The sequence below is a fragment of the Peptostreptococcus porci genome (genome assembly GCF_009695815.1).
In the GTDB taxonomy this organism is placed as follows: domain Bacteria; phylum Bacillota; class Clostridia; order Peptostreptococcales; family Peptostreptococcaceae; genus Peptostreptococcus; species Peptostreptococcus porci.
The window spans coordinates 604,291-616,591 of sequence record NZ_VUNE01000001.1 but is presented as its reverse complement, the minus strand read 5'-3'; the positions used below and the strand labels follow the sequence as shown (position 1 = coordinate 616,591).

The 12,301-nt window shown below is 33.8% G+C and carries 14 protein-coding genes; all 14 read right to left on the bottom strand.

Features of this window, described 5'->3' with window-relative positions; genetic code table 11:
• Positions 1–3: 3 nt before the first annotated feature.
• Positions 4–492, bottom strand: coding sequence for a cell division protein SepF (locus tag FYJ71_RS02745; RefSeq protein ID WP_154537264.1), 489 nt, complete (start codon positions 490–492; stop codon positions 4–6).
• A 56-nt stretch (positions 493–548) separates the two neighbouring features.
• Positions 549–1,247, bottom strand: coding sequence for a YggS family pyridoxal phosphate-dependent enzyme (locus FYJ71_RS02740; RefSeq protein WP_154537263.1), 699 nt, complete (start codon positions 1,245–1,247; stop codon positions 549–551).
• Positions 1,248–1,406: 159 nt separating this feature from the next.
• Entirely contained in the window at positions 1,407–2,417 is a 1,011-nt protein-coding gene (locus FYJ71_RS02735; protein ID WP_154537262.1) for an NAD(P)H-dependent glycerol-3-phosphate dehydrogenase, read from the bottom strand.
• A 34-nt stretch (positions 2,418–2,451) separates the two neighbouring features.
• Entirely contained in the window at positions 2,452–3,087 is a 636-nt protein-coding gene (gene plsY / locus FYJ71_RS02730) for a glycerol-3-phosphate 1-O-acyltransferase PlsY (RefSeq protein WP_154537261.1), read from the bottom strand.
• Positions 3,088–3,102: 15 nt separating this feature from the next.
• Positions 3,103–4,428 carry a ribosome biogenesis GTPase Der gene (der, locus tag FYJ71_RS02725; protein WP_154537260.1) on the bottom strand — a complete coding sequence of 442 codons (1,326 nt, stop codon included), beginning with the start codon at positions 4,426–4,428 and terminating at the stop codon, positions 3,103–3,105.
• 2 nt (positions 4,429–4,430) lie between these two features.
• Positions 4,431–5,210, bottom strand: coding sequence for a peptidoglycan editing factor PgeF (gene pgeF / locus FYJ71_RS02720; RefSeq protein ID WP_154537259.1), 780 nt, complete (start codon positions 5,208–5,210; stop codon positions 4,431–4,433).
• The gene (gene nrdR / locus FYJ71_RS02715) at positions 5,200–5,670 is read right to left on the bottom strand and encodes a transcriptional regulator NrdR (protein WP_091992550.1); all 471 of its coding nucleotides are present in this window, start codon (positions 5,668–5,670) and stop codon (positions 5,200–5,202) included. Before nrdR ends, pgeF begins: the two co-directional genes overlap by 11 nt.
• A gap of 75 nt (positions 5,671–5,745) precedes the next feature.
• A complete protein-coding gene (gene ftsZ, locus FYJ71_RS02710; protein WP_154537258.1) occupies positions 5,746–6,906 on the bottom strand; it encodes a cell division protein FtsZ in 1,161 nt (386 codons plus the stop codon).
• A 145-nt stretch (positions 6,907–7,051) separates the two neighbouring features.
• Positions 7,052–8,167 carry an undecaprenyldiphospho-muramoylpentapeptide beta-N-acetylglucosaminyltransferase gene (murG, locus tag FYJ71_RS02705; RefSeq protein ID WP_154537257.1) on the bottom strand — a complete coding sequence of 372 codons (1,116 nt, stop codon included), beginning with the start codon at positions 8,165–8,167 and terminating at the stop codon, positions 7,052–7,054.
• 4 nt (positions 8,168–8,171) lie between these two features.
• The gene (murD, locus tag FYJ71_RS02700) at positions 8,172–9,545 is read right to left on the bottom strand and encodes a UDP-N-acetylmuramoyl-L-alanine--D-glutamate ligase (RefSeq protein WP_154537256.1); all 1,374 of its coding nucleotides are present in this window, start codon (positions 9,543–9,545) and stop codon (positions 8,172–8,174) included.
• A 332-nt stretch (positions 9,546–9,877) separates the two neighbouring features.
• Complete coding sequence (locus tag FYJ71_RS02695; protein WP_154537255.1) at positions 9,878–10,342, bottom strand: hypothetical protein; 465 nt, start codon at positions 10,340–10,342, stop codon at positions 9,878–9,880.
• Positions 10,326–10,979 (bottom strand): HEAT repeat domain-containing protein, encoded by a 654-nt coding sequence (locus FYJ71_RS02690; RefSeq protein ID WP_154537254.1) that lies wholly within the window; start codon positions 10,977–10,979, stop codon positions 10,326–10,328. Before FYJ71_RS02690 ends, FYJ71_RS02695 begins: the two co-directional genes overlap by 17 nt.
• Positions 10,980–10,987: 8 nt before the next feature.
• Entirely contained in the window at positions 10,988–11,512 is a 525-nt protein-coding gene (locus FYJ71_RS02685; protein ID WP_154537253.1) for a PadR family transcriptional regulator, read from the bottom strand.
• Between the two features lie 346 nt (positions 11,513–11,858).
• Positions 11,859–12,044 carry a hypothetical protein gene (locus FYJ71_RS02680; protein ID WP_154537252.1) on the bottom strand — a complete coding sequence of 62 codons (186 nt, stop codon included), beginning with the start codon at positions 12,042–12,044 and terminating at the stop codon, positions 11,859–11,861.
• Positions 12,045–12,301 lie beyond the last annotated feature (257 nt).

Below are 12,301 nucleotides of genomic sequence, written 5' to 3'. Positions count from 1 at the left end.
AACTTATTTCTGCCAAGGAAATGTCGCCTTACTTTCCAATTCTGTTTTCATGTTTGAGTCTACATCTACATTTTTTGGCGCCAAAATAAAAATCGACTTATTTACTCTCTGAATGTTTCCATCTAATACATAGACAGCACCATTCATAAAATTAAAAATAGATTTTTTTGTTTCTGATTGTGTCATTTTTTCCAAGTTTACGATAACAGTCTTTTTCATCTTTAAATGATCAGCTATAACAGCAGCATCATCATAAAGCTTTGGTTCAACGATGACAACTTTCATCTGATTGTGACCATGATACTCTGATATCGAGCTTGCAGAAACAGATGAATACGAACTGTCTAATGATTCATCATAATCATCATATCCATCGTCATATTCATCGTACTCATCATATCCATCATCATACGCTTCATATTCTTCCGTATTATCGTCATCGATAATCATCCAATTTTTCAGTTTTCCCATTCTATCCTTAAAACCTGCCATAATTTACCTCCCAGCAATTAATCTCTAAATTTAAATTGTATTATTTATGAATAACTCTAATATTTTCTATCTCCAAAAATCATCGATCCAACTCTAACGATTGTCGCACCTTCTTCAATGGCTATCTCAAAGTCATTGCTCATTCCCATAGATAGCTCTCTCATCTCCACATTCTCAAAATTGAGAACTGAAATATCTTCTGATAGCTTTTTCAGCTCAGAAAAAACATCTCTAATCCCAGCTTCAGATGCGTCAAATGGTGCCATCGTCATAAGACCAACTATCTTTATTCTATGATATTTTTCAGAACAGCTTCTAATAAAATCTATTGCCTCTTCCTTTGGTAAGCCATGCTTTGACTCTTCTCCAGAAATATTGACTTGAACCAGACACTCTACTTCCCTATCAATAGCAGATGCCCTCTTTTCAATTTCTTCAGCCAACACAAATCTATCCAATGAATGAATCAAATCCACCTTTTCAATAATATATTTAACTTTGTTGGTCTGTAAGGTTCCTATCTGATGCCATTTAACTATCGGTCCAATTTCATCAAATTTTCTTGTTAACTCTTGAGGCTTATTCTCACCCACAGCTACTATCCCCATAGATATAGCCTCATTGATGATATCAGTATCAACAGTTTTTGTCACAGCTAATAACAAGACTTCTTTTGAATCTCTGCCCACTCTCTTTGAAGCATTTTCAATTTTTGATTTAACATTCTCTATATTATCAAATAAATCGATATTCATCCAATCACCACACAATAGTTTATTAATATTTTATACTTTCTTCAAAAATGAAAATAAGCATAAACTCACATATATAATATTATAACAAAAACTTCTATTCTTGTATCTATTATTTTGAAAAATAATTCATATATCAGAGTTTTTTATTGAATTTTAGGGTTAAATCTTGAAAATAAATTCATTTTCGTGCTTTTTTGACCTTGTCATCAATTCCGTAACTCCAGTTTTCGGATCAATTTCTCCATTTAATACACGATAAATACATTCAGTTATCGGCATCTCAATACCAAGCTGCTTTGCTTTCTTAAAAACGGCTCTCGTAGCTGTTATACCTTCAACGACCATATTGATTTTTTCCTCGGTATCTTCAACGGTTAAGCCTTCTCCTATCAGTATACCAGCTCTTCTATTTCTAGAATGCATACTTGTACAAGTAACAATTAAATCACCTATGCCAGCAAGGCCTGAAAATGTGGATAAATCTGCGCCTAGAGCCACTCCAAATCTACTTATTTCGGTAAGCCCTCTCGTCATCAAAGCCGCCTTGGAATTATCGCCAAACTCTATACCATCTAGTATCCCTGCTCCAAAAGCGATAATATTCTTTGTCGCCCCTGCTAGCTCAACTCCAATCAAATCATCATTTGTATAAACCCTAAAAAACTCATTCATAAAGTAGTCCTGAACTCTCTGTGATATTTCGAGTTCATCTGCAGCGACTACTACGGCAGTCGGAATGTTTCTTGATACTTCCTCTGCATGAGAGGGACCCGATAACATACAATATTTGTTATTCGGCATTTCTTCCAAGCAAATTTCAGAAATCCTCTTTCCTGTATTTGATTCAATTCCTTTCGCCACGTTTACAATTATTTGCTCTCGATCAATATCATCACAAATTTTTCTACATATCTCTCTAATTTTTTGAGAAGGCACTGCCAAAACTATTAATTTTGCATCTTTTATGGCATCGAGAATATTCGTTGTGGATTTGATTTTTTCACCTAATACTATTCCATCCAGGTATTTTTCATTCGTATGTCTTATATTAATTTCGTCACACTGCTCTTCCCTTCTAGTCCATAAGCAGACATCATATCCATTCTTTTCCAAAACCATCGACAAGGCAGTCCCCCAACTACCTGCTCCAAGAACACAAACTTTTCTCATTTCAGTACCTCTCCTTCTATAAATTTAGCAGGCTTTATAATTCACCACTCTCAGTATTTTTTTTCTTAGAACCCAACCCAGCTTTCGGTTCTGTGCCGTTTATCAATCTTAGTACATTTGATTTATGTCTATATACTACCATTGCTGAAAGAATTAAGCAAACCCATAGACCACTCAGATCCTTTACAGTGAACATCAATATTGGAAATAGCATTATTGACAGCATTGACGACAACGAAACATATTTTGTTGTAAACAGCGAGATGAAAAAGAACAAACCACTTGCAACAGTCTGTAGTGGTGCAATCACCAGCATAGCACCATATGTGGTTGCAACGCCTTTCCCACCCTTGAACCTTAAAAATATCGGCCAATCATGACCACAGACCACAGAAATTGCGGCGATATATCTCGCCAAATTGGCATCAAAATTGAATCTATTGGCAAGATATGTTGAGATTAGCACAGCAATTGTTCCCTTCAAAAAATCACCTATAAAAGTTAAGAACCCTGCTCTTTTGCCAAATACTCTAAATGCATTTGTAGTTCCAGGATTTTTTGATCCCATGGTTCTTATATCCGTATTAAAAACAAACCTACTGATAAAGTAGGAGCTAGAAATATTTCCCAGCAAATACGATATTACTATAAAAGAAATATAGCCAATCATAGTTAATCCTCCTACCTATCTTCTTTTTTGCTTATACTCGATCTTTATTGATGTTCCTTCAAACCCAAAATTTTCTCTTAATCTATTTTCCAAATATCTTGTATATGAAAAATGTGTCAATTCTATATCGTTGATAAATAGAGTAAATGTTGGAGGCTTTACACCTGTTTGTGTGCCATAATATATCTTCAACCTTCTACCTTTATCAGACGGTGGCTGATTTAACATTACTGCTTCTCCAATTACTTCATTCAGTACAGAGGTAGTTACTCTTCTGTTTTGCTCATAAGATACCTCTACCACTGTTTCAAGTATCTTTTTAATCCTCTGATTTGTTACAGCAGAAACAAAAACAATCGGAGCATAACTCATGAATGGGAATTTTTCCCTTATGCTCATTTTAAAGTTACCCATAGTTTTATTGTCTTTTTCTATTAGGTCCCACTTATTGACTACAAAAACACAGCCCTTACCTTCATCATGCGCAATACCTGCAATTTTTGTATCCTGCTCAGTAACACCTTCAGTTGCATCTATTACAATCAGAACGACATCAGCTCTATCGACTGCACTCATAGATCTTATTACAGAGAATCTTTCCACATTCTCGTATACCTTGCTTTTTCTTCTTATACCAGCCGTATCTATTAAAAGAAACTTATTTTCTCCGCTTTCAAAGTACGTGTCTATCGCATCTCTAGTCGTTCCTGCTATCGGTGACACGATTACTCTGTCTTCACCTAGAATATTGTTTAATATTGAGCTTTTTCCAGCATTCGGTTTACCTGTAATAGCAACTCTTATTATATCTTCATCATATTCCGTATTTACGCCTTCTGGGAAGTTTAGCACGACTTCATCTAACAAATCGCCAAGCCCCATACTATTTGCACCGGAAATTGCAAAAGGAGTGCCCAACCCCAATTCGTAAAAATCGTAAATGTTATCAAACTGACTCATAGAATCAATCTTATTTACTACTAATATGACTGGTTTGTTTGTCTTTCTTAGAATTTCAGCTACTTCCTTATCGGCAGCAGTCAGTCCTCCCTTTCCATCTACAATAAATAGAATAACATGTGCCATGTCAATCGCTAGCAGCGCCTGATTTCTCATCTGCGATATTATTACATCATCAGATTCTGGCTCAATACCACCAGTGTCGATAATTGTAAAATACTTATTCAGCCATTCAACCTCTCCAAAAATCCTATCCCTTGTAACACCTGGAGTATCTTCAACGATAGATATTTTCTTTCCAGTCAGCTTATTAAATATAGTGGACTTTCCAACATTTGGTCTCCCAACAACAGCCACTATTGCTCTATTTTCATTATTCAATTTTACACTTCCTCTCTAATTTCAACAATTGTACCTATTCTCTTAGATGTCTTTGAATCTTTTCTATAAGAGTAGAAACCGTCATCCAAAGCAGTACAAATATTTGCCTCAAGAATATTTTCAGGATTAACCCCTCTGTTGACCAACAACAATCTGTTTACCTGAGCCAAATTCAAATAGTAAACTCCATCGACTTCGGAGTAGAATTTGTTGCCGTCATCAACAATAACTCCATTTTCTTCAAGCATCGATGAAAATTTTTCTATCAATTCATAACCGACGTTATAAGATTTTTCACTTATACATGGTCCAATTATAACCTTTAAGCTCGAAAGCTTTGAATTATAGTGCTTTATCATCTCATCAATGGCTTTAACCGCTATATTTCCATAGGTTCCTCTCCAGCCTGCGTGAGCTATTCCAGCAGAATTTTTCTCATCGATAATCACAACGGGGACACAATCTGCCGTAAAAACAACCAATGGAACATTCCTCAAATCTGTTATCAATGCATCTGCGTCTTCTATTTCAGAAATATTTGACGCATCTATTTTTCTGATTATTGAAGAATGAATTTGATTGTTATAAGTTAGCTTTTCAAAATTAAAGCCTAGCTCATCACAAACCATTTTCATATCGGCATCATTTTTCGCATCGTATTTTCTCTTGGTAATTGCCACTGAAACCCCATTTATATCTGAGTACAAATATTTTGAACTGTCATATTCCCCAGACGAGAATATATCAAAAAATCCACTGTTATTTACACTACTACTTTTCATCGTCACGACTTCTTTCCTTTAGTATGTTTTCTAACTCGTTTACAAATGTATTTAAATCCTTGAACTGTCTATATACAGATGCAAATCTAACATATGCGACTTCATCGACATCCTTCAATCTATCCATAACCATTTCACCTATCTTTGTAGTTTCAATCTCATCAATACATTTCTTGTTGATTTCTGATTCGATTTCATCAACAATTGCATCGATCTTAGAAACTGGAACTGGTCGTTTTTCACAAGATCTTATAAGTCCATATTTAATTTTATCTCTATCAAATGACTCTCTACTTCCATCTTTTTTTATAACCATAACAGGTATCAGCTCTATCTTTTCATATGTAGTAAATCTCTTTCTACACTTTTCGCATTCCCTTCTTCGTCTGATTGAGGTCGCATCTATATGTCTTGAGTCTAATACCTTTGATTCTTTACATTCACAAAACGGACAAAGCATAAATTCATCTCCTTCCAAAATCACCGAACAAAATAGGCTCAACATTAGTTGAGCCTATTTTGTTTATATAGATATTTATTTCTTTCTTCTTAAAAAAGTCGGAATAACCATATCGTCATCTCCAGCAGTGACATTGTCGTCAAAGCTGTTGGCAAAAGTTTCTTCTGCAGGAGTTACTGTCTCAACCTTAGGAGTATCACTAACTCTCGGAATTTCGTTATATTTTGGAGTAGAAGAAACCGGCTGTCTTCTCAACTGTGGAGTATTAAAAAAATCATCCGATGCATCCTGTAATCCCGTTGCAACAACAGTTATCACAATTTCGTCTCCGAAGTCATCCCTAGTTGCAGCACCGAAAATGATCATGGCATCTGGATCACATTTCTGTCTAATAATATCAGTAGCTTCACTTACTTCTAGCAAACCAAGATCGCTTCCACCAGTCACATTAATAAGAACTCCCTTGGCACCATCTATTGTAGTTTCAAGTAATGGAGACTCAATCGCCTGTTTAGCAGCAACAATTGCTCTGTCTTCCCCAGAAGCAGTACCCATACCCATATGAGCTAGTCCCTGATCTTTCATTACAGCCTCAACATCTGCAAAGTCAAGATTTATTAACGCAGCCTCTGAAATTAGACCAGAAATAGACTGTATACCTTGTTTTAGTATATCATCCGCCTTTGATAAAGCATCAGTTATAGAAGTTCTCTTTTCTATTATCTGAAGGATTTTATCATTTGGTATTGTTATCAAAGTATCAACGTTCTTTTTTAGCTCTGCTATTCCTTCTTCGGCTTTGTTCATTCTAACTCTACCTTCAAAAGAGAATGGCTTGGTCACAACAGCAACAGTCAAAGCGCCCGCATTCTTTGCAATTTGAGCGATAACTGGAGCTGCCCCAGTACCAGTTCCACCACCCATTCCGGCAGTGACAAACACCATATCTGCACCTTCAATCGCTTTTGAAATTTCATCAGCAGACTCCTCTGCCGCTTTTTTTCCTTTTTCTGGATTCGCACCAGCACCCAAACCCTTTGTCAATTTGGTTCCAATTTGTAATGTATTTTCCGCTTTAGAATTATCTAAGGCTTGTTTGTCGGTATTTACTGCTATGTACTCAACTCCTCTTACTCCAGAGCTAATCATAACATTTACAGCATTATTTCCTCCGCCTCCAACTCCAATTACCTTAATATTGGCAGAGTTTGTACTTTCCTCTACAAAGTTTAACATTTTTAAACCTCCATTCGCACTAATATATATAATCAAAAAGTCTATTATCAATTTTACTCAACAATCACTAATATACTCTTTTCAAAAAATAATATTCTATCTATTCTATAATATCCTAAAAAACACACTTATTGCAAGGTATTTTTTAATTTTTTTGCAAGAAAATGCATTCTTTTTGAATTTTTTTGTATATTAAGTCAATTGCATCTCTTTTTCCGAATAATTTGCTCGCTTGTGACATTTTTTTCAGCTTTTCATCATCGCCTAGCAATTCGAATATTTCACTATCAAGCCTGTCTGCGTTTAGCTCTGATTCAGTTATGCAGATGCCTCCACCAGCATTTTCTAGACTCCTTGCATTGTACTCCTGATGATTTTCTGCAGTGTACGCTTTTGGCACTATTATAGCCGGAACTCCAACTGCAGTCATTTCAGCCATGGAAATTGCACCAGCACTACCTATTACAATGTCGCAGGCAGCCAAATTATTTGCCATATCATCAAGATAAGGCACTATTTTTTGGTAGGATTTATATTCAATGTCCTTATGTTCATCTATAAATTTATCGTAGTATGCTTTTCCAGTGGCAATGGTGAATGCTATATCCCTTTCAACTAGCTTTGTTATCGTATTTTTCAATGCATCGTTGATTTCCTCAGAGCCTCCGCTTCCTCCAGCTACAAGCAACATCTTTTTATCAGATGGAATACCCAATATTTTTCTAGATTCATCTCTCCTTGCTGTTAGAATCTCTCCTCTAACAGGATTTCCAGTGATAAATAATTTATCTTGAGCTTCTTTTGGAAATCTTTTATGAGAATCCTCGAAACTCGTCAATACAAAATCAACATTTTTTGATAACATTTTATTTGTTATACCTGGAAAAGAGTTCTGTTCGTGAATACAGGTTTTTATTCCCATTTTGCTGGCTTTTAATACTATTGACCCACTTACATATCCACCTGTTCCTATTACCAAATCTGGTTTAAAATCCTTTATTATTTTCTTTGAATCTGTCAAGGATTTCAAAAACATAAATACTCTCTTGACATTTTCAAAGTCTATCTTTCTCTTAAAGCCCTTGACTTCAATAAATTTGATCTCGTAACCGTATTTCGGAACGATTTCTGATTCTATTCCCATCTTTGTACCTACAAAAATTATTTCTGAATCAGGGTGTTCCTCCTTGATTTTATTTGCAATGGCAATCGCTGGATAAACATGTCCACCAGTTCCGCCTCCAGATAAAATTACCTTCATCTTACTACCCTCTCAATTTTCTAACACATTCTTTAAAATCATTTCCACGTTCTTCGTAGTTGTTGTACATTCCCCAACTAGCACAAGCCGGAGATAGAAGTACAACATCCTTTTCGTTTGCTATTTCAATTGATTTCTCAACAGCTTCCTTTATTGTAGATACTCTGATAACTTCTTTTATCCCATGGTTTCTCGCCGTAGTTTCAATTAGTTCTGCAGTTTGCCCCAAGACAAGTACACTTCTCACATTTATTTTTGCAATTTCAAACAATTCATTAAAATCGCTATTTTTGTCATACCCACCTGCAATCAAAATTATTGGAGATTTGTACGATTGAACAGCCTTAATAGTAGAATCAGGATTAGTTCCCTTTGAATCATTTACAAAATCAATACCATTGATTGTATCAACATATTCTAATCTATGTTCAACGGCCTTAAAGTTTTTTAATACATCTATTATTACATCCTTTTCTATTCCAATTGCCAAAGACATACAAATCACAGCCATACAATTTTCGACATTATGTCCACCAGGTAGGCTCAAGTCTTCTGCATTCATAAAATATTCTTCACAACCGTCATCTGAGAATATTATTTCATTTTTCTCATTTAAGAATACTCCATTTTCAACTCTATTCTTTCTAGAGAAAAACATAATTTTTGAATTGTTGTCAGTAGCCATTTTCTTCGTGATGGAATCGTCATAATTTAGAACACAAATTTCATTTTTTGTCTGATTTTCAAATATCCTTGCCTTTGCACTCGCATAGTTTTCCATCGTGTGATGTCTATTCAAATGATCTTCAGTAAGATTTAAAACAGTCGAAACCACCGGCTTGAATTTTTCAATACTCTCCAACTGGAAGCTTGATAGCTCTGTCACTAGATAGGCACCTTTACCGGCATTCTTTACTGCTTCAATAGCTGGATTACCTATGTTTCCGACAACATATGTTTCCATACCTGCCGCCTTACATACTTCTCCCATAATGGAAGTTGTCGTTGTCTTTCCATTTGTTCCAGTAATACCAACAAAAGAAATATTTTTTTCCAACCCAACATTATATGCCAGCTCTATTTCACTTATTATTTTCTTTCCATTTTCCTTTGACTTAACCAAGAAATCCAGCTCCAGAGGAACGCCAGGAGATACAACGATAAAATCAACATCTCTGATTTCATCGTAATTTGGATTTCTTCCTATGATAAGCTCAATGTTTGAAAGCTTTTTTAAATCCGCCACCGTATCTGCTAATATCTCCTCAGGCTTTGAATCACATACTATTACTTTTGCTCCACATTCCAATAAATACTTGACTGAAGCAAGTCCTGATTTGGCCAAACCAACTACCAATACTTTGTTTTCTCCAAACAATTATTTCACCTCTATTTCAATTTATAAGTAAAATTCATTCAAAATTTACATATTAATTATATCATAAATACTAATTAATTTAAATCTTTCTTATATTATTGGGATTCTCGTGAAATTAAGATTAAATAATATTTAGATTTGATGATAAAAATTTCGAATCATCCGAAAAAGCAGGAAAACTAAATGAGACTGATTTATAAAAATCTGATAAAATTCTTGCTTTCTCTAAAGATATTTTTTATGTTTTGTTATCTTTCAATAGGCTTTGTATACTTCTTCACTTTCAGGTGCGATTTTTCCCGTTTACATAAAGAACTTCATTTACTTTACTTTTAATACATCTCAATCTTCCCATTATACTTATTTGCTTTATCTATTAAACTTCCCCTTGCCCCCATTGTAAAAGCAATATTACTGCTACGAATAGATAAAAGCCTATCTCCGACTTTTATTTCCAAGTCTTTCATTAACGGGGCTGAAAGATGAATAGAATTTTCTTTTAATGTAAGCCATCCATATTTTCTTCCCTTATAGGAAATGAGCTCTCCCTCCCTCAAACTTCTCTTTGCTAAACTTGGATTTTCTTCTAATATATTTTTGAGTTTTGAATTTGAAAGCAACGATTCTGTCATAACACAGAACCCGCCTGTTTGTTTGCTTCCTGAAACAATATAAATATAGGTTTCTTCTTTTAACTTATATTCTTTTACCACCATTGTTGGAAATACAATTTCTCCATTTTCTCCTATCTTTGACCAACCAAAAATATATTTCCCTCCTTTAGTCATCTGCGGCATTACTGTCACTCTCCTTTAATGCTCTTTTGGTAATACGAATTGCACCGGCACTATGAATACGAACAACAGGGTTTGTGTCATTATCTACAAACCATTGTAATTTTTCTAAATATGGTTTTACATACTGCGGTTTTCTTTTCCCCATTACTCGAAACATTTCCGGTGCTTCTATACGAACTCTCTCTCCTTTGTCTTGTATCATTTCATAAAATAAATCAAGTTTTTTACAAAACAATTCCGGAGCATTTGTTGCAATATTTTCACAAGCCCAAACGAATGCAAGTCTTACTTCATCTACATTATCTTTTCTCATTTCCATTATTTTATCTAAATATGGAACAATCAAATACTTATCTGCTCTACCTACTCTTCCAAGTGCATTTACTGAACGCTCTCTTAATTTTGGGCAATAATTATCTAAGTAACTTGCAATATCTACAACATATTTTTTTACTTCTAAGGGATGATGTAATCCCATTTCTCCAAGAAGCCATAAGACCTTTGCTTTCACATCATCAGAATGATTTTCATTCAAATAAATAGAAACTTCATCAATAGCTGTTTTCCAATTCTCCTTATTTTTCGTTATCTCTCTTAATTCCTTTAGTAGCTCTCTCTCTTCACCTATATTTACCAATTCAAAAATCACTCCTCTAAATATAGCTCTCTAAAATCATTTATCCAATCGTTCAATGCTTCTGATAGCAACGCTTGTTGGTTTAAGATAGATTTGGCACAAACAGGAATATTTTCTCTTTCCATCTCTAACTTGCTAACTGCATTTTTGTACTTGTCAATCTCTGTTTCAATATTATCTATAATATCTTTACCTTCATTTTTTGATAGCATTGCCATATTGATAATAACTGCATTAAAATCTAAAAAAACATTGACCATTTGAGTGGATATTTTCTTCATAAGCTCAAGAAAATACTTTTCTCCATCTTCCGTAATACGATAAATTGACTTTTCTGGCATATTCCCTTCTCTTGACAAATTGCCTGTTATATATCCCTTTTCTTCTAACTGAATTACTTTTTTATAAATCGATGGAGTGCTAACTTTAACCCATTTAGAAATATTTCTATACTCAACATTCTTTTGCAAATCATACGCACTTTGTTCTTTTTCTTTAATCATTCCTAAAACTATTAAATCTATTGTTGACATATCATTATTCCTCCAAATAAAAAACTACTATAAATTATATCACTATATTTTATAGTAGTCAATTTTTAATTTTATCACTTTTCCCTTACCTTTTCCAATTCCTCAAGTCCTTCTTTTGTAGATTCTTTTTTTTGCATTTCAAACTTTCCAATAAAATTTAAGTATATTTCAACTTCCTGTGTTCTTTCATAGTTACAAAATTATTTCACATGCGAAAAATCTAATTATCTAAAGATTTCTTATAAAATGGGATTTATTATTTCGCACACTTTGCGAACTCAATTGGAAAAATCTCTATAAAATAACGAGTACCCAATATCCAAATAGACATTAGCCACTTGCTATTTTAATGTTTTTTTATATTATAGAGACCTTTAAATCCAAGAATCAATCCAAGCACCATCAAAATTAATGACATAATAGTCATTGTTAATTCTCCATGATTTAATATGCCTTTAACAAAAACCACTGCTCCAAGAATACCAGTGATTATTTGTAGTATTGCCAAACTTATATTAAATTTTTTATTCATAATTGAAAATCCTTTTTTTATTTATATACTTCATAAAAATACCTCCTTACAATTACTTATAACCTGCTCAGATCAATTATACTAAGTTATTTTTAGCTTTATATATCTTTATTTGAAAGATACCATATATATAATAAAAAAACAATAGTATTTTCAGAATTCACTATTTATTTTTATATAAAAACAATTTATCAAAATAAAAAAAGCAAACCACATTCATATTACACTTACTAATGTGGTTTACTTTACAAATTTTT